Source organism: Streptomyces sp. NBC_00377 (assembly GCF_036075115.1).
GTDB lineage: Bacteria > Actinomycetota > Actinomycetes > Streptomycetales > Streptomycetaceae > Streptomyces.
In genome coordinates this window covers 7,092,472-7,116,925 of the sequence record NZ_CP107958.1, presented here as the reverse complement: position 1 = coordinate 7,116,925, position 24,454 = coordinate 7,092,472, and the positions used below count along the sequence as shown (strand labels likewise).

Below are 24,454 nucleotides of genomic sequence, written 5' to 3'. Positions count from 1 at the left end.
GGATGATTGGTTGTCCATCCCCTGGTCCCCCTCGACCGCCCCGCCCGTGCGAAGGTGTGCCATGCCACTGAGCCATCCCCGCCGTTCGGCACTGTCCGAGCAGGTCATCGCCGCGCTGCGCAACCAGATCACCTCGGGCGAATGGCCGGTCGGCGCGCGTATCCCCACGGAGCCCGAGCTGGTCGAACAGCTGGGAGTCGCCCGGAACACGGTCCGCGAGGCCGTCCGCGCGCTCGCGCACAACGGGCTGCTGGACATCAGGCAGGGCTCGGGCACGTATGTCGTGGCGACCAGCGAGCTGGCGGGCGTCATGCACCGCCGCTTCGCCGACGCCGATCCGGGGCACATCGCCGAGCTGCGCTCCACGCTGGAGTCGAGCGCGGCGAAGCTCGCTGCCGGACGCCGCACGGAGAAGGACCTCAAGCAGCTGGACGCGCTCCTCCTGCGGCGCGAGGAGGCATGGGAGTCGGGTGACGCCGAGACGTTCGTGACGGCGGACGCGACCTTCCACCTGGCGGTGGTGGCGGCCTCCCACAACGACGTCATGACGGCGATGTACGCGGACCTCGGCGAGGTGCTGCGGGACTGGCTGCGCGAGGACGTCGGCGACGAGCTCACGCCGGAGACGTACATGGACCACACGCGGCTGGTGGACGCGATCCGCGCGGGCGACGCGGAGGCCGCCGCCGTCGAGGCGGCCGGCTATCCGCTGGTGTGCCGCCCCGGGCGGTTCACCCCTTCCGGTGACTGATCCACGCCGAGCGGACCTCCTTCCAGCAGCGGCCGGTGAGCCGGACCGTCCGGGCGGGGCCCACGTCGGCAGGGGTGCCGTCGGTGTCGAGGTCCCACCAGCGGTCGCACTCGATGTGCAGACGGACGCGGTCGGTGTCGGCGTAGGGGTTGTGGCAGTAGGCGACGACACGGGAGCCGCGGACCTCGGTGCGGCACTCCGCGCCGAAGGGTTCCTCGGCCGGCGCGGCGATGGCTGGCCGGGCCGCCACGCGTGCGTGCGGCATCGCGTCGTACGGCAGCGACAGGACGAGACAGACGGCGACGGTCACTGGGGCCAGGCTGCGAGACAGGCGCACAAGGGGACCTCCTCGGCCGTGCTGGGGAGGAAAGCGCGGTAAGGAACCCGCACTTCAGACTGCCTCCCCGCGGCACTCCCCCGCCCGGCCGGGTGAGCCGAACGGGTGACGCCCCGCTCCCCGCGCGCGGGCGGGAGAACGGGGCGTCGACGACGTGCCGGGGTTCAGGCTCCGATGGCGTGCAGGCCACCGTCCACGTGCACGATCTCGCCGGTGGTCTTCGGGAACCAGTCGCTCAGCAGCGCGACGACACCGCGACCGGCGGGCTCGGGGTCCTTGAGGTCCCACTCCAGCGGGGAACGCTCGTCCCAGACCGCGGCCAGCTCGGCGAAGCCCGGGATGGACTTGGCGGCCATCGAGCCGATCGGACCCGCCGCGACCAGGTTGCAGCGGATGTTCTGCTTGCCCAGGTCACGGGCCATGTAGCGGCTGGTGGCCTCCAGGGCGGCCTTGGCGGGGCCCATCCAGTCGTACTGCGGCCAGGCGAACGAGGCGTCGAAGGTGAGGCCGACGACCGAGCCGCCGTTCTGCATCAGCGGCAGGCACGCCATGGTCAGCGACTTCAGGGAGAACGCCGAGACGTGCATGGCCGTGGCGACCGACTCGAAAGGCGTGTTGAGGAAGTTGCCGCCGAGGGCGTCCTGCGGCGCGAAGCCGATGGAGTGCACGACGCCGTCGAGGCCGCCGAGCTCCTCGCCGACGATGTCGGCCAGCCGGCCGAGGTGCTCGTCGTTCGTCACGTCGAGCTCGATGACCTTGGTGGGCTTCGGCAGCTTCCTGGCGATGCGCTCGGTCAGCGTGGGCCGCGGGAACGCGGTCAGGATGATCTCGGCACCCTGCTCCTGGGCCAGCTTGGCGGTGTGGAAGGCGATGGAGGACTCCATCAGCACACCGGTGATCAGGACGCGCTTGCCCTCGAGGATTCCGCTCATGGTGATCAGTGACCCATTCCCAGTCCGCCGTCAACAGGGATGACGGCTCCAGTGATGTACGAGGCGTCGTCCGAGGCGAGGAACCGCACCGTCGCGGCGATCTCCTCCGGCTGCGCGTACCGTCCGAGCGGGACCTGCGAGACGATGCCCGCGCGCTGCTCGTCGGTGAGCACCTTGGTCATGTCGGTGTCGACGAAGCCGGGCGCGACGACGTTGAAGGTGATGTTGCGCGACCCCAGCTCACGGGCGAGGGAACGCGCGAAGCCGACCAGCGCGGCCTTGGAGGCGGCGTAGTTCGACTGCCCGGCGGAGCCGAGCAGTCCCACGACCGACGAGATCAGGACGACACGGCCCTTCTTGGCCCGCAGCATGGCGCGGTTGGCGCGCTTGACCACACGGAAGGTGCCGGTGAGGTTGGTGTCGACGACCGAGGTGAAGTCCTCCTCGGACATGCGCATCAGGAGCTGGTCCTTGGTGACGCCGGCGTTGGCGATCAGGACCTCCACGGGGCCGTGCTGTGCCTCGATCTCCTTGTAGGCCTGCTCCACCTGCTCGGTGTCGGTGATGTCGCACTTGACCGCCAGGCAGCCCAGCTCCGTCAGGGCGGCCGGTGGCTCGCCCGAGCGGTACGTGATCGCGACCTTGTCGCCGGCGTCGGCGAACGCGCGGGCGATGGCGAGGCCGATGCCCCGGTTTCCTCCGGTGACGAGAACCGAGCGGCTCAACGGATCACCCTTTCGATAGGGATCTGACGCACCCGCCCGAACACTGGATGGCAGGTGACTTCCCTCGAAACCTATCGGTCCGCTTCGGGCGACGGACATTCGGGCACCGACAGTGGCTCACCGGACTGGCTGTGGGGTCCCTACAGAAAGTTTGCGCAAGCGCGGCGGAAAGGTGTGGTCCGGGGGCCGCCGGGCGCGACATGATCGAGGCCTTCACACGTGACGACACCAGGGAGAGACGTAGGTGCCCCATAGCATCGATGAGAGTTTCACGGCCCTACCCCTACGCGCCCTCGCCGACGCCGCTCTCGCACGCGCGCGTGCGCTCGGGGCGGAGCACGCGGACTTCCGGTTCGAGCGGGTGCGCAGCGCGTCCTGGCGGCTGCGGGACGCCAAGCCCGCCGGATCGTCCGACACGACCGACCTCGGGTACGCGGTGCGAGTCGTGCACGGCGGTACATGGGGGTTCGCGTCGGGCGTGGATCTGACGATGGACGCGGCGGCGCGGGTCGCCTCGCAGGCCGTGGCGATGGCCAAGCTCTCCGCGCAGGTGATCAGGGCCGCCGGCTCCGACGAGCGGGTGGAGCTGGCGCACGAGCCGGTGCACGCCGAGAAGACGTGGATCTCGTCCTACGAGATCGACCCGTTCACCGTCCCGGACGAGGACAAGGCGGCGCTGCTCGCGGACTGGAGCGCGCGGCTGCTGGCGGCGAACGGGATCAACCACGTCGACGCCTCGCTGCTCACCGTCCACGAGAACAAGTTCTACGCGGACACGGCCGGGACGGTGACCACCCAGCAGCGGGTCCGGCTGCACCCGGCACTGAACGCGGTGTCGGTCGACGAGTCGAGCGGCGAGTTCGACTCGATGCGCACGATCGCGCCGCCCGTGGGACGCGGCTGGGAGTACCTCACGGGGACCGGATGGGACTGGGACGAGGAGCTCGACCGGATCCCGGAGCTGCTCGCCGAGAAGATGCGGGCGCCGAGCGTCGAGCCGGGACTGTACGACCTGGTCGTCGACCCGTCCAACCTGTGGCTGACCATCCACGAGTCCATCGGGCACGCCACCGAGCTGGACCGGGCCCTCGGCTACGAGGCCGCCTACGCCGGCACCTCGTTCGCCACCTTCGACCAGCTCGGCAAGCTGCGCTACGGCTCGGACCTGATGAACGTCACGGGTGACCGCACCGCCGAGCACGGGCTGGCGACCGTCGGCTACGACGACGAGGGCGTGGAGGGCCAGTCCTGGGACCTCGTGAAGGACGGCACGCTCGTCGGCTACCAGCTGGACCGGCGGATCGCGAAGCTGACCGGGTTCGAGCGGTCCAACGGCTGCGCCTTCGCCGACTCCCCCGGCCACGTGCCGGTGCAGCGCATGGCCAACGTGTCACTGCGGCCGGATCCGGCCGGTATGTCGACCGAGGGTCTCATCGGCAGCGTCGACCGCGGCATCTACGTCGTCGGCGACCGCTCCTGGTCCATCGACATGCAGCGCTACAACTTCCAGTTCACCGGCCAGCGGTTCTTCAGGATCGAGAACGGGAGGATCACCGGCCAGCTGCGGGACGTCGCCTACCAGGCGACGACCACCGACTTCTGGGGCTCGATGGCGGCGGTCGGCGGCCCGCAGACCTATGTCCTCGGCGGCGCCTTCAACTGCGGCAAGGCCCAGCCGGGCCAGGTGGCGGCGGTGTCGCACGGCTGCCCTTCCGCCCTCTTCAAGGGAGTCAACATCCTCAACACCACGCAGGAGGCCGGTCGATGAGCGCGGGGAACAAGGCGCAGAAGCCGCACGAGATCGTCGAGCGCGCCCTCGAGCTGTCGCGGGCGGACGGCTGTGTCGTCATCGCCGACGAGCAGTCCACGGCGAACCTGCGCTGGGCCGGCAACGCGCTCACCACCAACGGCGTCACGCGCGGGCGCACGCTGACCGTGATCGCCACGGTCGACGGCAAGGAGGGCACCGCCTCCGGTGTCGTCTCGCGGGCCGCCGTCACCGCGGACGAGCTGGAGTCCCTCGTCAGGGCCGCCGAGGCCGCCGCGCGGGGCGCGGGTCCGGCCGAGGACGCTCAGCCGCTGGTCAGTGGTGTGGACCGGTCGCCCGAATTCACCGAGGCGCCCGCGGAGACCTCGTCGGCGGTGTTCGCGGACTTCGCGCCCGCGCTGGGCGAGGCGTTCGCACGCGCGCGTGGGGGCGGCCGCGAGCTGTACGGGTTCGCCAACCATGAGCTCGTGTCGACGTACCTGGGTACGTCGACCGGGCTGCGGCTGCGGCACGACCAGCCGAACGGGACGCTGGAGCTGAACGCCAAGTCCCCGGACCGGACGCGTTCGGCGTGGGCGGGGCGCTCGACCCGGGACTTCAAGGACGTCGACCCGGCGGCGCTCGACGCCGAGCTGGCCGTACGGCTGGGCTGGGCGGAGCGGCGGATCGAGCTGCCCGCCGGGCGCTACGAGACACTGCTTCCGCCGACCGCGGTGGCCGACCTGATGATCTACCAGATGTGGTCGGCGTCCGGCCGGGACGCGACCGAGGGCCGGACGGTGTTCTCCAAGCCCGGCGGCGGCACCCGGCTCGGGGAGAAGCTGTCCGACCTGCCGCTGACGCTGCGCAGCGACCCGAACGAGCCTGGGCTGGAGTCCCCGCCGTTCGTCATCGCGCACTCCTCGGGCGGCGACCAGTCGGTCTTCGACAACGGTCTGCCCGTGCGGCCCACCGAGTGGATCGCGGCCGGTGAGCTGAAGCACCTCACGACCACCCGGCACAGTGCGGCCCTGACCGGTCTTCCGGCGTCGCCCGGGGCCGACAACCTGATCCTGGACGGCGGCGAGGACCGTTCCCTGGAGGAGATGGTCGCCGGCACCGGACGCGGGCTGCTGCTGACGTGCCTGTGGTACATCCGCGAGGTCGACCCGGCGACGCTGCTCCTCACCGGTCTCACCCGCGACGGTGTCTACCTGGTCGAGGACGGCGAGGTCGTCGGCGAGGTGAACAACTTCCGGTTCAACGAGTCACCGGTCGGCCTGCTGGGGCGGGCGACGGAGGCGGGGCGCACCGAAAAGACGCTGCCCCGGGAGTGGAGCGACTGGTTCACTAGGGCTGCGATGCCCGCGCTGAGGGTGCCGGACTTCAATATGAGCTCTGTCAGTCAGGGCGTATAACCTCGTAGCCGGTGGTCGCTCGACCGCCCGAAGACGGTCAGCGGACCGCCTGAAGATCATCAAGGAGATACGAGAACCGTGACGGACATCGTCGACGAACTGAAGTGGCGCGGGCTGATCGCCCTCTCCACTGACGAGGACGCATTGCGCAAGGCGTTCGCGGACGGTCCCGTCACGTTCTACTGCGGCTTCGACCCGACCGCACCCAGCCTGCACCTCGGCAACCTCGTGCAGATCCTGACGATGCGCCGGATCCAGCAGGCGGGCAACCGTCCGCTGGGCCTGGTCGGGGGTGCCACCGGTCTGATCGGCGACCCGAAGCCCACGGCGGAGCGGACGCTGAACGCGCCCGAGGTCGTCGCCCAGTGGGTCGAGCGGCTGCGCGCGCAGATCGCGCCGCTGCTCGACTTCGAGGGCCCGCACGCGGCGGTCATGGTCAACAACCTCGACTGGACGCAGGGGCTGTCGGCCATCGAGTTCCTGCGGGACGTCGGCAAGTACTTCCGCGTCAACAAGATGATCGCCAAGGAGGCCGTCTCCCGGCGGCTCAACTCCGAGGCGGGCATCGGCTACACCGAGTTCAGCTACCAGATCCTCCAGGGCATGGACTTCCTGGAGCTGTTCCGGCGGTACGGCTGCACGCTCCAGACCGGTGGCAGCGACCAGTGGGGCAACCTGACCTCGGGCACCGACCTGATCCACCGGGCGGAGCCCGACGCCGTGGTGCACGCGCTGGCCACCCCGCTGATCACCAAGGCCGACGGCACCAAGTTCGGCAAGACGGAGTCCGGCACGGTCTGGCTCGACCCCGAGATGACCACGCCGTACGCGTTCTACCAGTTCTGGCTGAACGCGGACGACCGGGACGTCTCGAAGTTCCTGCGCATCTTCAGCTTCAGGTCCCATGCGGAGATCGAGGAGCTGGAGCGGCAGACCGAGGAGCGTCCGCAGGCGAGGGCCGCCCAGCGCGCACTGGCCGAGGAGCTGACCACGCTGGTGCACGGCGCCGGTCAGACGGCCGCCGTGGTCGCCGCGTCCAAGGCCCTCTTCGGCCAGGGCGAGCTCGGCGACCTCGACGACCGGACGCTGGCCGCGGCCCTCTCCGAGGTGCCGCACATCCGGGTCGCCGAGCTCGGTCCGGTCGTGGACCTGCTGACCGAGGCCGGCCTGGCGCCCAGCAAGTCGGCCGCACGGCGGACCGTGAAGGAGGGCGGGGCCTACGTGAACAACGTCAAGGTCACCGCGGAGGACGCCGTCCCGGCGAAGGAGGAGCTCATTCACGGGCGGTGGCTGGTACTGCGGCGAGGGAAGAAGAACCTGGCCGCCGTCGAGGTCACCGACGTCTGAGCGGCGCGCTCACGCCCTGCGGTGGTGCGGAGAGCGTGCGCCGTGAGGGGTGCGCGTAGGGAGGGGTGCGCGTAGGGAGTGGTGCGGGATTGCCGTCGGCCGTGGCTTCGTCCGTGGCTTGTCGCGCAGTTCCCCGCGCCCCTCTCGGGCGCCCGGCTCAGGCGTGGTACTTCCTCTTGCCCAGCGTCGCCATGTAGAGCATGTCGCCCAGGGCGACAAGGATGATCGCGGCGATCAGCTGGAAGGCGTGGCGGCTCCAGTCGATCCCGGATGTGGACTCGACCCCTGCCGCGCGGGCGATCGAGTTGCCCACGATCGCGCCCAGCATGCCGAGAATGGTGGTCAGCCAGAGCGGGCTGTGCTGCTTGCCCGGGATGATCGCCTTCGCGATCAGACCCAGCACGAATCCCACGATGATCGCCCACAACCAGCCCATGGCCGCCTCCTCGTACACCTCTACGTGAGCATTGCCCCTCAGTCTCGGTCCGCTCGCCGTACGGCGCATGTCGGGTACGGCCGTACGCGGGACGGCGCAGAGCGTTCGCCCTGACGGGAGGCGACCCGGTCTCGAAGGCGGCGCAGTCGCGGCGTACCGTGGACGGTGTCCGGGCGCGGCTCCCCGATCGGGTGCGGGCCGGACCGGGGCCGAGCGAGGTCGATGCGGGCGGACGGTGGAATGCGATGCGGAAGCAGGGCGGCGGCGGGAACGTTCAGGTGTTCCGGATCACCGGTGCGCGTCAAGGGCTCCAGGACGATGTACGGGGCCGGCAACGGCGGTACATCATCTCGATGTCGATCCGTACGGTGTCCGTGATCCTCGCGGCGACACTGTGGAACGTGGAACGGCACGTGGCGATCGTGGCATTGGTCCTGGGGGTGGTACTCCCCTATGTCTCGGTGGTGATCGCCAACGCGGGGCGGGAGAACGTGCCCTCGCTCCCCTCCACGTTCCTGAGCGTGCCGGTGCGCACCATGATCGCTCCGCCTCGCGCACAGGACGAGGAGCCGGACCCCGGCCCGCGAGCTCCGCAAGAGGAGGGCTTCACGGAACCCTTCCGGAGGGAACCGGCGCCCGATCCGGCCGAACGGAAACCATGAGCCGGCCCTGAGCGGACTGTGCGCCAAGCTCAGGAAAAGCTCAGATCAATCATGTTGTTCCAGTGCCGTCCGAGTGGCGGGCCGTGACATACTTCGTACGCGCTCCGCATCCCCCGTCGGAGCGACGGACCGACGCCGGGCAGCTCCCCCCGTGGCTGCTCGGCGTCGCCTTTGTGTGCGTGTGGTGAGACGACTGCGTGAGTGACGAGACCCCCATCTGTTCCGCCAAGGGCTGCCGTGCCGACGCGGTCTGGGTACTGGCGTGGAACAACCCGAAGATCCATACACCGGAGCGGCGCAAGACGTGGCTCGCGTGCGAGGAGCACCGCGAGCATCTCTCGCAGTTCCTCGGCGTGCGAGGCTTCCTCAAGGACGTCGTGCTGCTGACCGAGTGGGAGTCACCGGAGGCATCCTGACCGGCCGGTCGCCGACACCGGTCCGCCCGCCCGTAAGGCAGGCGGACAGGCAGGCTCGTCCTAACCGCCGATGGCCGACATCGGGCGGTCCGGCTGGACGAACGACGGGTCGTCCAGACCGGCGCCCGCCTTCTTGCCCCAGGTCGCCAGGCGCCAGATGCGGGCTATCTCCTCGTCCGGTGCGCCGGAGCGCAGGGCCGCGCGCAGATCCGTCTCCTCGCGGGCGAAGAGGCAGGTGCGGACCTGGCCGTCGGCCGTGAGGCGGGTGCGGTCGCAGGCGGCGCAGAACGGGCGGGTGACGGAGGCGATGACGCCCACGCGGTGCGGGCCGCCGTCCACCAGCCAGCGCTCGGCCGGGGCCGAGCCGCGTTCCCCCTCGCCTTCCGCGGTGAGGTCGAAACGGGTGCGCAGGGAGGCCAGGATGTCCCCGGCCGTGACCATGCCCTCGCGCTTCCAGCCGTGCTGGGCGTCCAGGGGCATCTGTTCGATGAAGCGCAGCTCGTAGTCGTTCTCGACCGCCCAGGCGAGGAGATCCGGGGCTTCGTCCTCGTTCAGGCCCGGCATCAGGACCGAGTTGACCTTCACGGGGGTCAGGCCGGCCTCGCGGGCGGCTTCGAGGCCTTCGAGGACGTCCTTGTGCCGGTCCCGGCGGGTGAGCGTCTTGAAGACGTCCGGACGGAGGGTGTCGAGGGAGACGTTGACCCGGTCCAGACCCGCGGCCTTCAGGGCCGCGGCGGTGCGGCGCAGGCCGATGCCGTTCGTCGTCAGGGACATCTGGGGGCGGGGAGCGAGGGCCGCCACCCGCTCGACGATGCCGACCAGGCCCGGGCGCAGCAGGGGTTCGCCGCCCGTGAAGCGGACCTCCTCGACACCGAGCGTGGAGACCGCCACGCCGATCAGGCGGACGATCTCGTCGTCCGTGAGGAGGTCGGGCTTGGCGAGCCACTGCAAACCCTCCTCGGGCATGCAGTAGGTGCAGCGCAGGTTGCACCGGTCGGTCAGCGAGACCCTCAGGTCGGTGGCCACTCGGCCGTAGGTGTCGATGAGCACGTGGGCCCCCTCCCTCGTAGCGATCGGGTGTTCTTCTCCGTCCCTTGCGAGCCTACGTGACACCGGTGACAACGACAGGGCCCGATCCCACCGGATCCCGTGCGGCAGGACGCGGCCGCGTCGTAGGGATCTACGACACGGCCGCGTGAAGGGAGCGTGGCCGGAGGCTGCTCAGTGTGCTCCGGTGCCGGTGAGGGAGCGGACCTCCAGTTCGGCGTACTTGGCCTTGTCGGGCTCCTCCTTCGACAGCAGGGTCCCCACGACGCCCAGCAGGAAGCCGACCGGGATCGAGATGATGCCGGGGTTCTCCAGCGGGAACCAGTGGAAGTCGACGTCCGGGAACATCGAGCTGGGCTTGCCCGAGACGACCGGCGAGAACAGCACCAGGCCGACCGCGGTGACCAGGCCGCCGTAGATCGACCACAGGGCTCCGGAGGTGGTGAACCGCTTCCAGAAGAGGCTGTAGAGGATGGTCGGGAGGTTGGCGGAGGCGGCGACCGCGAAGGCCAGGGCGACCAGGCCGGCGACGTTCAGGTCGCGGGCGAGCGCGCCCAGGAGGATGGAGACGGCGCCGATGCCGACGGTGGCGTAGCGGGCCGCGTTGATCTCCTGCTTCTCGGTGGCGGTCCCCCTCTTGATGACGTTGGCGTAGATGTCGTGGGCGAAGGATGAGGAGGAGGCGAGGGTGAGACCCGCGACCACCGCGAGGATGGTGGCGAAGGCGACCGCCGAGATGGTGGCCAGCAGGATCGCGCCCCAACTGGAGTCGACGCCGCCGAGATGGAGGGCCAGCAGGGGCGCCGCGGTGTTGCCGGCCTTGTTGGAGGCGGTGATCTCGTCCGGCTTGATCAGCGCGGCGGCGCCGAAGCCGAGGGCGAGGGTCATCAGGTAGAAGGCGCCGATCAGGCCGATGGCCCACAGGACCGACTTCCGGGCGGCCTTGGCGGTGGGCACGGTGTAGAACCGGATCAGGATGTGCGGCAGGCCCGCGGTGCCCAGGACCAGGGCGATGCCGAGGGAGATGAAGTCCAGCTTGGTGGTGCCGGTGGCGCCGTACTTCAGACCGGGCTCCAGGAAGGCCGCGCCCTTGCCGCTGTTGTCGGCGGCCGAGCCCAGCAGGTCGGAGATGTTGAAGTCGAACTTCAGCAGGACCAGGAAGGTGAGCAGGAGGGCGCCGGCGATCAGCAGGACCGCCTTGACCATCTGGACCCAGGTGGTGCCCTTCATACCGCCGATCGTCACGTAGACGATCATCAGCACGCCGACCAGCGCCACGATGCCGATCTTGCCGCTGTCGCTGGTGATGCCCAGCAGGAGCGAGACGAGGACGCCGGCGCCGGCCATCTGGGCCAGCAGGTAGAAGATCGAGACGACGATGGTGGAGGTGCCGGCCGCCGTGCGGACGGGCCGCTGGCGCATGCGGTACGCCAGGACGTCGCCCATCGTGTAGCGGCCGGAGTTGCGCAGCGGCTCGGCCACCAGGAGCAGGGCGACCAGCCAGGCGACGAGGAAGCCGATCGAGTAGAGGAAGCCGTCGTAGCCGAAGAGGGCGATGGCGCCCGCGATGCCGAGGAAGGACGCGGCGGACATGTAGTCGCCGGAGACGGCGAGGCCGTTCTGGAAGCCGGTGAACTGGCGGCCGCCGGCGTAGAAGTCGGCCGCGTCCTTGGTCTGGCGGCCTGCCCAGACGGTGATGACGAGGGTCGCGGCGACGAACACCGAGAACAGGATGATGATCAGCGTGCGGTGCTCGCTCGCCTCACCCGCGGCGATCAGGGTCTGCTGTGCGGGGCTCATGCTCCGCCCTCCATCCGGGACTTGATCGCCTCGGCCTTGGGGTCGAACCGCGCGGCGGCGGTCCTCGCGTACCACCAGGCGATGAGGAACGTGGTGAGGAACTGGCCGAGGCCGAGGGTCATGGCCACGTTGAAGTTGCCGAACAGCTTGGTGCCCATGAAGTCGCCCGCGTAGTTGGACAGCAGGACGTACAGCAGGTACCAGACGATGAAGGCGGCGGTCAGCGGGAAGGCGAAGTTTCGGTAGGAGCTGCGCAGTTCACCGAACTCCGCGCTCTCCTGCACCGCGACGAACTCCTCGGTGGCAGGGAGTTGGGCTGGGGATTTCGAGGGGGGCGGTGTCTCGGTGGCCACGAAGTCTCCTCGTTGCGGACGCGGGTCGGACGGCGAAGGAGGCGAGTGTCCTCTCGCTCCCTGCCCAAGGTCACGGCGCCGCACGAGGGCGGGTTCAACGCGTCGGACGGGTTTGTCGAAGTGACCTCCGGCAGGTCATGACCAACGATCAGGGGCAGCGTCAGGTCATGGGCCGGCAAACTCGCCGCCTGGAAGTCATTGCTGGCCGGTGAGTCAGGGAGATAGCTTCGGGGCCAGCACCACCCGTCATGTACCTGCCCAGCAGCACCTGTGCTCGGGTCAGGTCCCCTTTCCGGATGATGTGGAGACCCCATGGCTCATCTGCCTTCCAGACGCCGCCTCGCACTCGCGGTGCCCGTCGTGCTGTCGCTGACCGCTTCCCTCGGCTTCCTGCCGACGGGGGCCTCCGCGGCCCCCGTGACGACCTCCGCCACCCAGGCGGCCGATGCCGGAACCCTGGCGTACGTCGTCAACGTGAAGGCCAACCACAGCACGATCCGGAAGGTGACGCAGGCGATCACCGAGGCCGGCGGCACGGTCGTCGCGACCTACGACAAGATCGGCGTGCTCGTCGTCCACTCGGCGAATCCCGACTTCGGCCCGCAGATACGCGCGGTGCGCGGCGTGCAGTCGGCCGGCGCCACCCGCACGGCGCCCCTCAGCGCCGCCGGGACCACCGACGAGGGGGCTGCCCAGGTCCTCACCAAGGCGGAGGCCGCGAAGGTCGAGAAGGCGTCCGACGCGGCGGGCCAGAGCGAGCCGCTCGAGGCCGACCAGTGGGACCTGCGCGCGATCGGCGCCGACAAGGCCGCCACGATCAACCCCGGCAGCAAGAAGGTGACGGTCGCCGTCATCGACACCGGGGTCGACGACACCCACCCGGACCTCGCGCCGAACTTCTCCGCGTCCCAGTCGGCGAACTGCGTGGGCGGCGTCGCGGACACCACCCCCGGCGCCTGGCGCCCGTACAACCCGACCGAGGACTACCACGGCACCCATGTGGCCGGTGAGATCGCCGCCGCCCGCAACGGCATCGGCGTGGCGGGTGTCGCGCCCGGCGTGAAGGTCGCCGGTATCAAGGTGAGCGACCCCAAGGACGGCCTCTTCTACCCGGAGAACGTCGTCTGCGCCTTCGTGTTCGCCGCCGACCACGGCGTCGAGGTCACGAACAACAGCTACTACGTCGACCCGTGGCTGTACAACTGCATGGACGACCCCGACCAGAAGGCGATCGTCGACGCGGTCAACAGGGCCCAGCTGTACGCCCAGAAGAAGGGCACGATCAACGTCGCCTCGGCGGGCAACTCCAACCACGACCTGGACTCCGACTCGCTGGTCGACGCCTCCAGCCCGGACGACTCCACGCCGGTCGAACGGACCGTCGACCCGCACGAGTGCTTCGACGTCCCGACCCAGCTGCCGGGCGTCGTCACGGTGAGCGCGACGGGCGTCAAGGGCACCAAGTCGTACTACTCCAGCTACGGCCTGGGCGTCGTCGACGTGGCGGCTCCGGGTGGCGACAAGTACCAGATCCCGGACACCCCGTCGGCCAACGGCCGCATCCTGTCGACGCTGCCGAACAACGCGTACGGCTTCCTTCAGGGCACCTCGATGGCGTCCCCGCACGTCGCCGGTGTGGCCGCGTTGCTGAAGTCGACGCACCCGCGCGCGAACGCGGCCGAACTCCAGGAGCTGCTCAAGCTCCAGGCCGACAGCACGGCGTGCCCGGCCGGACCGTACGACGGCAACGGTGACGGGGTCGTGGACGCGACCTGCGTGGGCGGCAAGCACGTCAACGGCTTCTTCGGCCACGGTGTCGTGAACGCGCTGCGTGCCGTGAAGTAGAAGCCTGCGAGCAGGCACTCCTGACGGGCGGTTCCAGGGCCGGGCGGACTTCCGCCCGGCCCTTCCTGCGCCTCCGGCCGATCACGTCCCGGCCATATATTGATTGCATCAATGATGCATAGTGCAGTCATGACTGGAATCAAGTATGCCTGGTCGGAGCTGGGCGGCGATCCCGCCCTCCTCGCGCGCCTGTCGACCGTCGTACGGGAGGACACGCTTCCGGCGCGCCTGCCCGTGCGGGAGCTGGCGCGCGCCTGCGTGGGCGTGTGCGCGCTGGCCGCTGCCGAACTGGGCGCGCGGCGGGCCGGTTCGGCGCGGATGCCCGGCGTGCGGGTGGACGACGCGGCGGTGGCCGCCGCCTTCCTCAGCGAGCGGCACCTGCTGATCGACGGACGGGCGCCGGTCGCCTTCGCCCCGCTGTCACGGTTCTGGCGGACGGCCGACGGATGGGTGCGCACCCACGCCAACTACCCGCACCACCGGGAGCGGCTGCTCAGGGCGCTGACCCTGCCCGAGGACGCCGCACCGGCAGCCGTCGGGGCATCGCTCACCCAGCGCTCGGCCCTGGACGTGGAGGACGCGGTGTACGCGGCCGGGGGCCTGGCCGTCGCCTCGCGTACACCCGAGGAATGGGCGGCGCACGAGCAGTCGTCCGCGATCGCCGCTCGCCCCCTGGTCGAACGGGGCCGGGTGGACGGGGCACGCGCACGCACGTTCGCGCCACTGGAGGACGGTCCACTGCTGGCCGCCGCCGGGCTGCGCGTCCTGGATCTGACCCGGGTCCTCGCCGGCCCGGTCGCCACTCGCACCCTCGGCCTGCTGGGCGCGGACGTCCTGCGCATCGACGCGCCCCAGCTGCCGGAACTGCCCGACCAGCACGCCGACACGGGCTTCGGAAAGCGCTCCGCGCTGCTGGACCTGACGGCGGACCGGCGCACCTTCGAGGAGCTGCTCGCAGCGGCGGACGTCGTGGTCACCGGCTATCGCCCGGGCACCCTGGACCGGTTCGGACTCTCGCCCGAGGCGCTGGCCGAGCGCCGGCCCGGGCTGGTCGTCGCGCAGGTCTCGGCGTGGGGCGCGTACGGACCGTGGGGCGAGCGGCGCGGCTTCGACAGCCTGGTCCAGGCGGCCACGGGCATCGCCGCCGTCGAGGGCTCCTCGGAGCGGCCCGGCGCGCTGCCCGCCCAGGCCCTCGACCACGGCACCGGCTATCTCCTCGCGGCGGCCGTACTACGGGCACTGACCGAGCAGTCGCACGACGGCGGCGGCCGGTCCGTTCGGCTGGCGCTGGCCCGGACGGCGGCCTGGCTCACCGACGGAGCCGGGGCGGGTGAGGGCGAGGGCGACGGCGAGGGCGAGGGCGAGGGCGAGGGCCTCCGGAGCGTAGGTGTCCGGATGGACCAAGGGGTGGGCAAAGGGATGACCAAGTCGGTGGCGCCGGGGGTGAGCGCCGACGAGCGCCACGGCGCGGAGCCCTGGCTCACGGAGGCCGGAAGCCCTCTCGGGCGGCTGCGGCATGCCCTTCCGCCGGTGTCCTTCGACGGCGGGCCGAGCGACTGGGCGCGTCCGCCGGGGCCCTGGGGGTCGGATCCGGCGCGCTGGCTCTGAGCCCCCGGGCGGCCCGCTCCCGCCCGAGTGTCCTGACCATTCGGATGATTCATTGCGATTCATGATGAGTTGCCCGATATGACGGACGTGGTGAAGATCCTGCCATGGCCCTCATACGACCGACCGAAGCAGTAGAAGCAACCACATCCGCACGCCGTACCGGCGGCCCCGGCCGGGCGGTGACGCTGCTCGTCCTGGTGGCGCTCGCGGCCCTGGTCCCGCTGCTCGGGCCGTCCGTCGCCGCGCACGGCACCGGGGAGTCCACGACCGCGCACACCGGGCTGGTCGCACTGCTGCGGACGCTGCTGTTCGCGGCCCTGTGCGTGCAGGTGGGAGAGCTGTTCACGGCCGGTCTCATCCGTCGGGTGCCCGACGCCCCGCCCCACCTCCCTGTCGCCTGGGCGCCGTACGCGGCGGTCGTGGGCTCCGCGGCCGCGGCGGCCGCCGGGGAGCTGGCGCCGCACGGTCACGGCTCGCGGAGCGGGGTCCTCGCACTTCTGGAGGCGATCGCGTTCGCCCTTGCGGGGCTGTGCGCGCTCACCCGCCGGCCGAACCGTCAGGTGTGGCCGCTCGCGGCGGTGGTCCTCGCGGAGGCGCTGCGCGCGCACCCGCCGACCGAACACACGCCGCTGATCGGCTCCGGGCTGACGGTGGTGCATCTGACCTGCTCGGCCGTGTGGGCGGGCGGACTGCTGAGCGCGCTCCGCACCCTTCGGCTGTGGGGCGGCGCCGATACGGGCGCCGCGCTGCTCGGGCTCTACGCGCGCGTGGCGGCCGTCCTGTTCGCCGGGGTCACCGTGACCGGACTGTGCAGTTCACTGCGCAGGTTGCCGTCGGACGCGGTGCTCGACCAGCTCACCACGACGGCCTACGGGCGGGTGCTGCTCGCCAAGGTGCTCGTCGTGGTCGCGGTCGCCCTGCTCGCCCTGTGGGCGCGAACGAGGCTGCGCCGGGCCCCCGACCCGCTGGCCGCCTGCTCGCCCGCGCGCGTGGAGATCGTCGCGCTGGGCGTGGTGGTCGCGGTGTCGGGCCTGTTGACGGCGCTGCCGCTGCCCGGCAGGGGCTGAGGTCAGGGGCTGGACGTCAGCGGCCGAAGGCCGGGGGCGCAAGGCCGATGGCGGAAGCCCTTTCGACGGCTCGTTCCACCGAGTACCAGCAGGAGTTGTGCGGCGATGTAGGTGAGCATGATCCACAGGTCGGGCCGGGGCGGCTGTGGCCAGTCGGCGACACCGGTGGCGATGAGGGTGTCGGAGAGCAGGAACAACGCTCCCCCGACGCCCGCGACCGGACCGGACCGGGTGGCGGCGGAGTACGCCATGGCCGTGAGCAGGGTGCTGTAGACGGCGACGGGGAGGCGCAGGTCCGCGGGAAGGTCCCGCCACAGCAGCGCGACGGTGGCGATCAGGGCGATGGCGTAGCAGGGGGCCAGGAGGGCGGCGCGCGTGCCCGGCCGGCCGGTGCGGGCGAACAGCGTCAGGTAGCAGACGTGGCCCACGGCGAAGGACGCCATGCCGGCGAGGAACGCGGGGTCGGCGTCGAGCAGCAGCATGACGTCGCCGCCCCAGCCGCACAGGAGGGCCGCGACGAGCAGGCGTGGCGCGCCGCGCAGCACCGCCCAGACGGCGAGGAGGGGCATCAGCAGGGGCTTGGCGGCCGTGTGCCCGGCGTCGGCGCCGACCGCGAGGGCGACCAGGTCGACGGCCGCCGCGAGGACGAACGCGCCGAGGAGGACGCGGGAGGCTCGGGAGCGGGTCACGCGGCCGTGCTCTCCTCGGCCGGGGCGGCGGTGGCCGCGGGTGCGGGAGCGGGCGCCGGCGCCCCTGACACGGACGGGGACGCCGACGCCGACGCGGGTTGCCAGCCGGGCCCCCGGAACACCCGACCCGTCCGCTCGCGCCAACCGCTCGCCGCCCTCACGTCCTTGACGATGGCGACGTACTCGTGCGTGGCCACCTTGATCGGGTTGAACGTGTTGATGTTCTTGGTCAACCCGTAGACGGGCCGGTCGACCTCGGGCACGAACGACCCGAAGATCCGGTCCCAGACGATGAGGATGCCGCCGAAGTTACGGTCCAGGTAGCCGCCCTGGGACGCGTGGTGGACGCGATGGTGGGAGGGCGTGTTGAAGACGAACTCGAACCACCGGGGCATCCGGTCGATCCGCTCGGTGTGAATCCAGAACTGGTAGACCAGGTTCGCCGAGGAGCAGAAGGCGAGCGCGGCCGGGTGGACGCCGAGGGCGACGAGCGGGACGTAGAACGGCCAGACGGTCAACGAGGTCCAGGGCTGCCGCAGCGCGGTGGTGAGGTTGAACTTCTCGCTGGAGTGGTGGACGACGTGACAGGCCCACAGCACGCGGATGACATGGTGTCCGCGGTGGGACCAGTAGTAGAAGAAGTCCTGCGCGAGCAGCATCAGCGGGACCGTCCACCACAGGACGGGGACCCGGAGCGGGGTCAGCTCGTGGATCGCCGTGTAGATCGCGACGATCGGGATCTTCCAGACGAAGTCGAACACGAGACTTCCGAGCCCCATGCCGACGCTCGTCGCGGCGTCCTTCGTCTCGTATCCGGCCGCATCCTCGTCGGGATGCAGCCGGACGCTGATCACCTCGATCACGGTGAGCAGCACGAATGCGGGTATCGACCACAGCACGACATCGGGCAGGTTCGGCATGCTGGCACCGTAGAACCGCTGGTGGGCTGCGGCTAGACGTTGTTACCCACAAGTATTACCGACGGTATGCGCTTGCTTGTTGGCGATCTCCGCCAACCGGCGTCCGCGGCGCAAGGCCCCGGCGGGGCGACCGCTCCCCCGCGGCGCGGGGCCACGCCGGCGGCCCGCGCCTCACACCCCCGCCGCCCCCAGCAACGATCCGACCAGATACGTCGCGCCCATCGCCAGCGCCCCGCCCGCCACGTTGCGCAGCACCGCACGTCCCGGCGCCGCCGCTCCGAGGCGTGCGCTGCTCCACCCCGTCCCGGCCAGCGCCACCAGGACCGATGCGACGGTCACCGGCAGGCGCAGGTCCGCCGGGGGCAGCACGATGGCGAGCAGGGGCAGCAGGGCGCCGGCCGTGAAGGCGAGGAAGCTCGCCCACGCCGCGTGCCAGGGGTTGGTGAGGTCGTCGGGGTCGATGCCGAGCTCCACGCGCGCGTGCGCCTTCAGGGCGTCCCGTTCCGTGAGCTGGACGGCGGCCTCCCTGGCGACGCCCCTGGACAGTCCGCGCTCCTCCAGCAGGTCGGTCAGTTCCTCCAGTTCCGCCTCCGGCTGCTCGCGCAGCTCCCGCCGCTCCAGAGCGAGAGCGGCCCTCTCGGAGTCCCGCTGGGTCGACACGGAGACGTACTCCCCCGCCGCCATGGACATCGACCCGGCGAGCAGACCGGCGAGGCCCGCCGTCACCAGGGCCGAACGGTCGTCCGTCGCGCCGGCCACGCCGACGACGAGGCCGGCGGTGGAGACGATGCCGTCGTTCGCGCCGAGGACCGCCGCGCGAAGCCAGTTCAGCCGTGATCCGAGCGAGCCGCTGTGGGCCTCGGCGTGGGTGGGTTCCGTCACAGGACGGAGGATGGCACCCGGGCGGGCAGGGTCGCAGCACCGACGCTCACGGAAGAAGGCACGGTGGGCCTGCACCGGGCGACATTGAGGTCAATAGGCTCATCAGGGGCGAATCACCCCGCGAGGGGACGGAGTTGGCCGGGCGTCAGCCGATGGCCATCCTCACGCGCGTGTGCGCCTCGCGAACTGCCGTACGCCGGTGAGGGCTTCGCGCGCCTCCTCTTCGGGGCGGGTGCGGCGGGGTGTCGGTGGGGGCCCGTATCCTCAGTGACCATGCTCGAAGACCACACGACGACAGCGTCCTCCCCCACGGAGTGGCCGACCGCGTATCCCCAGGGGTACGCGGTCGTTGACGTGGAGACCACCGGCCTGGCCCGGGACGACCGGATCATCTCGGCCGCCGTCTACCGGCTGGACGCGCGCGGCGAGGTGGAGGACCACTGGTACACGCTGGTCAACCCGGAGCGCGACCCGGGCCCGGTGTGGATCCACGGCCTGACGAGCGAGGTACTCGAGGGCGCGCCCCTCTTCCGGGACGTGGCGGAGGAGTTCGCCGTCCGGCTCGACGGACGGGTGCTCGTCGCGCACAACGCGGTCTTCGACTGGCAGATGATCGCCCGGGAGTACGCGCGCGCGGAGCGTGAGGCCCCGGTACGGCAGCGGCTGTGCACCATCGCGCTCTCCAAGGAGCTGGCGCTGCCGCTGCCCAACCACAAGCTGGAGTCGCTGGCGGCCCACTTCGGTGTCGTGCAGCAGCGGGCGCACCACGCGCTGGACGACGCGCGCGTGCTGGCGGAGGCGTTCCGTCCCAGCCTGCGGGCCGCGGCGGCGGGCGGTGTGCGGCTGCCCCTGCTCGAGTGCCGGCCGCTCACCGAGTGGGCCGACCGGCCGTCGGCGCTGATCGGCCGGCAGGCGAGCGGTCCGGGCGGCGGCTACGGCAGCTACCGGCCCGGCAGTTGGCGGCCGTCACGCAAGAGGCCCGCCTGTCCGCATCCCAACCCGGGCCGGTACGAAGACGGCAAAAGGCTCAAGCAGGGCATGCGGGTCGCCTTCTCGGGTGACACGTCGGTCGAGCGCGAACTGCTGGAGGACCGGGCCGCCGAGGCCGGACTGCACGTCGCCACGAGCATGTCCCGGCTGACCAGTCTGCTGGTCACCAACGACCCCGACTCGGGCACGTCGAAGGTGGTGAAGGCGCGGCAGTTCGGGACCCCGGTCGTCGACGAGGCGGCCTTCGGGCAGCTCCTGCGGGACGTGGAGCCCGCCGACGGGTGACCCGTACACGCATACCTGGAGCAGCACGCGAGGCTGTACGCGAAGCCGGCCCGCGACCCGTGCGTACGGGTGATTGCCGCGCGACTCGCCCGCCGTCCGCTCGCCCCCGGGGAAGCGACGGCTCACCCTGTGGCGCATGGCGAGATGCGAAGTTTGCGGCAATGACTACGGAATGACCTTCGAAGTGCACGCGCAGGGCGCGATCCATGTCTTCGACTGCTTCTCCTGCGCGATCCACCGCATGGCCCCCATCTGCGAGCACTGCCGGGTGCAGATCATCGGCCAGGGCGTCGAGGTGGAGGGTCACTGGTACTGCGGCGCGCACTGCGCCCGCGCGGAGGGCAGGGTGGGCATCGTCGACAAGGTGTGAGCCGGCCCGGACGGGCCCGGCCCAGGAGGCTCCGGGGCCCGGCACCGGAGGGCCCGCTTCCGGTACCCGGGCGCAGGCACCCCACGACCGAGTTGTACGGTCGTGGGGTGTACCGCTTCCTGTTGTCCCGGCAGTGGGTGATCCTCACGCTGGTCTCCCTCCTCTTCATCCCCACGATGATCAGGCTGGGCTTCTGGCAGATGCATCGCTACGAAGAGCGCACCGCGCGCAACCAGCTGGTCTCCGACGCGCTGACCGCCGAGGCGGTGCCCGTGGAGCGGCTGACCACCCCGGGGCACACCGTCACCCGCGACGAGCGGTACCGGAGCGTCACCGCCACGGGCTCCTTCGACACCGCGCACGAGGTCGTCGTCAGGCGCCGGGTCAACGCCGACGAGACGGTCGGCTTCCACGTGCTCACCCCGTTCGTCCTGACGGACGGCAAGGTGCTGCTGGTCAACCGGGGCTGGATCCCCGCGGACGCTCCGAGTCAGACCGCGTTCCCCAAGGTGCCCGCGCCGCCGCGCGGCCAGGTCACCGTCACCGGGCGGCTGATGCCCGACGAGACGACGGCGGCGAGCGGGATCAAGGACCTCAAGGGACTGCCGGACCGGCAGGTCATGCTGATCAACAGCGAGCAGGAGGCCCGGCGCCTCGGCGTCCCGGTGCTCGGCGGCTACATCGCACAGACGGCGCCGGAGCCCAAGGGCGACAGCCCGGAGCTGGTCGGCCGGCCGGGCAGCGAGGACGCGGCCCTGAACTACGCCTACGCCATCCAGTGGTGGCTGTTCTCCGCGGGCGTGCCCGTCGGCTGGGTGATCCTGGTCCGCCGCGAGGCCCGCGACCGGGCCCAGGCAGCCGCCCGCGAGACCGAGCGGGCGGAGCCTGCGCCGGTCTGACGCCGGGTCGGACGGCGTCGCCGCCGTCGGGTGTGTTCGCCGCCGTCGGAGGTCGTGGCCGCCGTCCCGCCCGGCCGGCCGGCGGATCCGGCGGCCCGCGGACGCAGGTGCGCCCGTCATCGCCCGGGAACGGAACCAGGCCCCGCCGGACCCGGGGGGCGTCCTACGGGGCACCGGTGCAGGGGTGGGCCCGCCCTCACCCGCCCGGCCGCAGCCCTGATTGTGCTCCGGGCCCGCCGGGCACCCGGAACTGCGTGCACCCCCGCATCGAGAACTACGCGCTCATCGGTGACGAACAGACCGCCGCCCTGGTCGGCACGGACGGTTCCGTCGACTGGCTCTGCCTGCCCCGCTTCGACTCCGGAGCCTGCTTCGCACGCCTCCTCGGCGACGAGGAGAACGGCCACTGGCGCATCGCCCCCAAGGGCGTGCAGGGTCCCTGCACACGGCGGGCCTACCGGCCCGACACCCTGGTCCTGGACACCGAGTGGGAGACCGACGAGGGCGCGATCCGCGTCACCGACCTGATGCCCCAGCGCGACCGGGCCCCGGACGTCGTACGCATCGTGCAGGGGCTGCGCGGCCGGGTCACCGTCCGCAGCACGCTGCGGCTGCGCTTCGACTACGGCTGGGTCGTCCCGTGGATGCGCCGTTCCGACGGGCACCGGGTGGCGATCGGCGGTCCCGACGCGGTCTGGTTCCGCAGCGTGCCGGAGGTGCCCACCTGGGGCGAGAACTTCGGCACCCACTCGCAGTTCACCGTCGCCGAGGGCGAGTCGGTGGCCTTCGTGATGACCTGGCATCCCTCGCACCAGTCCCGCCCGCCGCTCGTCGACCCGTGGGAGGCACTGCGGGTCAGCGTCGAGGACTGGCAGGCGTGGGCCGCCCGCTGCCGCTACGACGGGCCCCACCGGGACGCCGTCGTACGCTCCCTGATCACCCTCAAGGCGCTCACCTACGTTCCCACCGGCGGTATCGTCGCCGCGCTCACCACCTCGCTGCCCGAGGAGCCGGGAGGGGTCCGCAACTGGGACTACCGCTACTGCTGGCTGCGCGACTCCACCCTCACCCTCGGCGCCCTCCTGGCGGCCGGCTACCAGGACGAGGCCGAGGCCTGGCGCAACTGGCTGCTGCGCGCCGTCGCGGGCGATCCGGCGGACCTACAGATCATGTACGGGCTGGCGGGCGAGCGCCGGCTGCCCGAGTGCGAGCTGCCCTGGCTGTCGGGCTTCGCGGACTCCAGGCCCGTACGCATCGGCAACGGAGCCGTGGGCCAGCTGCAACTGGACGTCTACGGCGAGGTCATGGACTCGCTGTCGCTGGCCAGGACGGCGGGCATGTCCCCCAGGCCGCACATGTGGTCGCTTCAGTGCGCGCTGATGAAGTGGCTCTGCGAGAACTGGCGGCAGCCGGACGAGGGACTGTGGGAGGTACGCGGCGGCCGTCGCCAGTTCGTGCACTCCAAGGTGATGGTGTGGGTGGCCGCCGACCGGGCCGTGCGCGCACTGGAGGAGTACCCCGGGCTGCGCGGCGATCTGGAGGGCTGGCGGGCGATGCGCGACGAGGTGCACCGCGAGGTGTGCGAGAAGGGCTACGACCCGGTGCGGCGCACGTTCACGCAGTACTACGGCTCGCACGAGCTGGACGCCTCGCTGCTGCTCATCCCACGCGTCGGCTTCCTGCCGCCGGACGACCCGCGCGTGGTCGGGACCGTCGACGCGGTCCGCGAGGAGCTCGGGCACGGCGGTCTGCTGCGCCGCTACAGCACGGACGGCGCGGCCGTCGACGGCCTGCCGGGCGACGAGGGCACCTTCCTGGCCTGCTCGTTCTGGCTCGCGGACGCGCTGCACATGACGGGCCGGACGAACGAGGCACGTGCCCTGTTCGATCGTCTGGTGGGCCTGGCCAACGACGTCGGGCTGCTGGCGGAGGAGTACGACCCGACGGCCGGCCGGCACCTCGGCAACTTCCCGCAGGCCTTCAGTCACATCGGTCTGGTGAACACCGCCCTCGCCCTGTTCGGTGACGAGGGGGCAGGATAGGAGCCATGGATCTTGGACTGAAGGACCGGGTGTACGTCGTCACCGGGGCCACCCGCGGCCTCGGCCACGCCGCCGCGCGCGAGCTCGTGGCGGACGGCGCGAAGGTCGTCCTCACCGGGCGGAACGAGGAGAGCGTCGCCGACGCCGCGGCCGGACTGGGGCCGAACGCGGTCGGGGTCGCCGTGGACAACGCCGACCCCGGCGCGGCGGCACGGCTGATCGCGACGGCACGGGACGCCTTCGGCGGGTTCGACGGGGTGCTGGTGAGCGTGGGCGGTCCGCCGCCCGGGTTCGTCGCGGACAACACGGACGAGCAGTGGCAGACCGCGTTCGAGTCGGTGTTCCTCGGGGCGGTCCGGCTGGCGCGGGCGGCCGCCGCCGAGCTGGAGGCGGGCGGCGTCATCGGGTTCGTGCTGTCGGGGTCGGTGCACGAACCGATTCCCGGGCTGACGATCTCCAACGGCCTGAGGCCGGGACTGGCCGGGTTCGCGAAGTCGCTCTCCGACGAACTCGGGCCGAGGGGTGTCCGGGTCGTGGGCCTGCTGCCCGCCCGGATCGACACCGACCGCGTGCGGGAGCTGGACGGGCTGTCGGCCGACCCGGAGGCCACCCGGGCCGCGAACGAGTCCCGGATCCCGCTGCGGCGGTACGGGACCCCGGCGGAGTTCGGCCGGACGGCCGCGTTCCTGCTGTCCCCGGCCGCCTCCTACCTGACGGGCCTCATGGTGCCGGTCGACGGCGGGATGCGGCACGGCTTCTGACGGTCCGCCGCCGACGCCGCTCCGCGCTCCGGGGGCGGCTCACCTGCCCCCGGACGTGCGCAGCCCCGCGCTCAGGGGTGCCTCCACCGACCCTTTGCGCCCTGTGTCCAGGTCCCTCGACCGAC

General features: G+C 71.4%; 24 protein-coding genes. 14 read left to right on the top strand and 10 right to left on the bottom strand.

What is annotated here, in order from left to right:
• The first annotated feature begins 61 nt into the window (after positions 1-61).
• Complete coding sequence (locus tag OHS71_RS31605; protein WP_328482732.1) at positions 62-751, top strand: FadR/GntR family transcriptional regulator; 690 nt, start codon at positions 62-64, stop codon at positions 749-751.
• Here the strand turns inward: OHS71_RS31605 and OHS71_RS31600 are convergent.
• From OHS71_RS31600 to fabG, 3 genes are all read right to left on the bottom strand, one after another.
• Complete coding sequence (locus OHS71_RS31600; protein ID WP_328482731.1) at positions 732-1,088, bottom strand: hypothetical protein; 357 nt, start codon at positions 1,086-1,088, stop codon at positions 732-734. The two genes, OHS71_RS31605 and OHS71_RS31600, sit on opposite strands and share 20 nt — an antisense overlap.
• A gap of 164 nt (positions 1,089-1,252) precedes the next feature.
• Positions 1,253-2,020, bottom strand: a complete 768-nt coding sequence (gene fabI, locus OHS71_RS31595) for an enoyl-ACP reductase FabI (RefSeq protein WP_328482730.1) — start codon at positions 2,018-2,020, stop codon at positions 1,253-1,255.
• A gap of 5 nt (positions 2,021-2,025) precedes the next feature.
• On the bottom strand, positions 2,026-2,745 hold the full coding sequence (fabG, locus tag OHS71_RS31590; protein ID WP_328482729.1) for a 3-oxoacyl-[acyl-carrier-protein] reductase: 720 nt from the start codon (positions 2,743-2,745) through the stop codon (positions 2,026-2,028).
• 244 nt (positions 2,746-2,989) lie between these two features.
• Here fabG and OHS71_RS31585 point away from each other — a divergent pair, with 244 nt between their 5' ends.
• From OHS71_RS31585 to tyrS, 3 genes are all read left to right on the top strand, one after another.
• Positions 2,990-4,513 (top strand): TldD/PmbA family protein, encoded by a 1,524-nt coding sequence (locus OHS71_RS31585; protein ID WP_328482728.1) that lies wholly within the window; start codon positions 2,990-2,992, stop codon positions 4,511-4,513.
• A complete protein-coding gene (locus tag OHS71_RS31580) occupies positions 4,510-5,910 on the top strand; it encodes a metallopeptidase TldD-related protein (protein WP_328482727.1) in 1,401 nt (466 codons plus the stop codon). Before OHS71_RS31585 ends, OHS71_RS31580 begins: the two co-directional genes overlap by 4 nt.
• Before the next feature lie 78 nt (positions 5,911-5,988).
• Positions 5,989-7,257, top strand: a complete 1,269-nt coding sequence (gene tyrS, locus OHS71_RS31575; RefSeq protein ID WP_328482726.1) for a tyrosine--tRNA ligase — start codon at positions 5,989-5,991, stop codon at positions 7,255-7,257.
• Between the two features lie 157 nt (positions 7,258-7,414).
• On the opposite strand, the gene OHS71_RS31570 is transcribed toward tyrS, so the two are convergent.
• A complete protein-coding gene (locus tag OHS71_RS31570; RefSeq protein WP_328482725.1) occupies positions 7,415-7,693 on the bottom strand; it encodes a GlsB/YeaQ/YmgE family stress response membrane protein in 279 nt (92 codons plus the stop codon).
• A gap of 245 nt (positions 7,694-7,938) precedes the next feature.
• On the opposite strand from OHS71_RS31570, the gene OHS71_RS31565 reads away from it, so the two are divergent.
• On the top strand, positions 7,939-8,355 hold the full coding sequence (locus tag OHS71_RS31565; RefSeq protein WP_328482724.1) for a DUF3099 domain-containing protein: 417 nt from the start codon (positions 7,939-7,941) through the stop codon (positions 8,353-8,355).
• Between the two features lie 197 nt (positions 8,356-8,552).
• Positions 8,553-8,771 (top strand): hypothetical protein, encoded by a 219-nt coding sequence (locus OHS71_RS31560; RefSeq protein ID WP_328482723.1) that lies wholly within the window; start codon positions 8,553-8,555, stop codon positions 8,769-8,771.
• A gap of 60 nt (positions 8,772-8,831) precedes the next feature.
• Here OHS71_RS31560 and moaA read toward each other — a convergent pair whose 3' ends face one another.
• The 3 genes from moaA to OHS71_RS31545 form a co-directional block, all read right to left on the bottom strand.
• Positions 8,832-9,821, bottom strand: a complete 990-nt coding sequence (gene moaA / locus OHS71_RS31555) for a GTP 3',8-cyclase MoaA (protein WP_328482722.1) — start codon at positions 9,819-9,821, stop codon at positions 8,832-8,834.
• A gap of 171 nt (positions 9,822-9,992) precedes the next feature.
• A complete protein-coding gene (locus tag OHS71_RS31550; protein WP_328482721.1) occupies positions 9,993-11,618 on the bottom strand; it encodes a solute symporter family protein in 1,626 nt (541 codons plus the stop codon).
• Positions 11,615-11,971 (bottom strand): DUF485 domain-containing protein, encoded by a 357-nt coding sequence (locus tag OHS71_RS31545; protein WP_328482720.1) that lies wholly within the window; start codon positions 11,969-11,971, stop codon positions 11,615-11,617. Before OHS71_RS31545 ends, OHS71_RS31550 begins: the two co-directional genes overlap by 4 nt.
• 312 nt (positions 11,972-12,283) lie before the next feature.
• On the opposite strand from OHS71_RS31545, the gene OHS71_RS31540 reads away from it, so the two are divergent.
• From OHS71_RS31540 to OHS71_RS31530, 3 genes are all read left to right on the top strand, one after another.
• Complete coding sequence (locus OHS71_RS31540; protein WP_328482719.1) at positions 12,284-13,816, top strand: S8 family serine peptidase; 1,533 nt, start codon at positions 12,284-12,286, stop codon at positions 13,814-13,816.
• A 129-nt stretch (positions 13,817-13,945) separates the two neighbouring features.
• A complete protein-coding gene (locus tag OHS71_RS31535; protein ID WP_328482718.1) occupies positions 13,946-15,424 on the top strand; it encodes a CoA transferase in 1,479 nt (492 codons plus the stop codon).
• Positions 15,425-15,528: 104 nt separating this feature from the next.
• Entirely contained in the window at positions 15,529-16,491 is a 963-nt protein-coding gene (locus OHS71_RS31530) for a CopD family protein (protein WP_328482717.1), read from the top strand.
• Positions 16,492-16,493: 2 nt separating this feature from the next.
• Here the strand turns inward: OHS71_RS31530 and OHS71_RS31525 are convergent, their stop codons facing one another.
• The 3 genes from OHS71_RS31525 to OHS71_RS31515 all read right to left on the bottom strand — a co-directional run bounded on the left by OHS71_RS31525 (position 16,494) and on the right by OHS71_RS31515 (position 18,982).
• Entirely contained in the window at positions 16,494-17,180 is a 687-nt protein-coding gene (locus tag OHS71_RS31525) for a lysoplasmalogenase (RefSeq protein WP_328482716.1), read from the bottom strand.
• Positions 17,177-18,100 carry a sterol desaturase family protein gene (locus tag OHS71_RS31520; RefSeq protein WP_328482715.1) on the bottom strand — a complete coding sequence of 308 codons (924 nt, stop codon included), beginning with the start codon at positions 18,098-18,100 and terminating at the stop codon, positions 17,177-17,179. The genes OHS71_RS31525 and OHS71_RS31520 overlap by 4 nt, the downstream gene beginning before the upstream one ends.
• Before the next feature lie 171 nt (positions 18,101-18,271).
• Complete coding sequence (locus OHS71_RS31515; protein ID WP_328482714.1) at positions 18,272-18,982, bottom strand: VIT1/CCC1 transporter family protein; 711 nt, start codon at positions 18,980-18,982, stop codon at positions 18,272-18,274.
• Positions 18,983-19,255: 273 nt separating this feature from the next.
• Here OHS71_RS31515 and OHS71_RS31510 point away from each other — a divergent pair, with 273 nt between their 5' ends.
• From OHS71_RS31510 to OHS71_RS31490, 5 genes are all read left to right on the top strand, one after another.
• Positions 19,256-20,257 carry a DEDDh family exonuclease gene (locus OHS71_RS31510; protein ID WP_328482713.1) on the top strand — a complete coding sequence of 334 codons (1,002 nt, stop codon included), beginning with the start codon at positions 19,256-19,258 and terminating at the stop codon, positions 20,255-20,257.
• A gap of 136 nt (positions 20,258-20,393) precedes the next feature.
• Complete coding sequence (locus OHS71_RS31505; RefSeq protein WP_319170027.1) at positions 20,394-20,627, top strand: hypothetical protein; 234 nt, start codon at positions 20,394-20,396, stop codon at positions 20,625-20,627.
• A gap of 107 nt (positions 20,628-20,734) precedes the next feature.
• A complete protein-coding gene (locus OHS71_RS31500; protein ID WP_328482712.1) occupies positions 20,735-21,526 on the top strand; it encodes an SURF1 family cytochrome oxidase biogenesis protein in 792 nt (263 codons plus the stop codon).
• A 254-nt stretch (positions 21,527-21,780) separates the two neighbouring features.
• Positions 21,781-23,568 carry a glycoside hydrolase family 15 protein gene (locus tag OHS71_RS31495; protein ID WP_328482711.1) on the top strand — a complete coding sequence of 596 codons (1,788 nt, stop codon included), beginning with the start codon at positions 21,781-21,783 and terminating at the stop codon, positions 23,566-23,568.
• 5 nt (positions 23,569-23,573) lie between these two features.
• A complete protein-coding gene (locus OHS71_RS31490) occupies positions 23,574-24,329 on the top strand; it encodes an SDR family oxidoreductase (RefSeq protein WP_328482710.1) in 756 nt (251 codons plus the stop codon).
• The last annotated feature ends 125 nt before the right edge of the window (positions 24,330-24,454 follow it).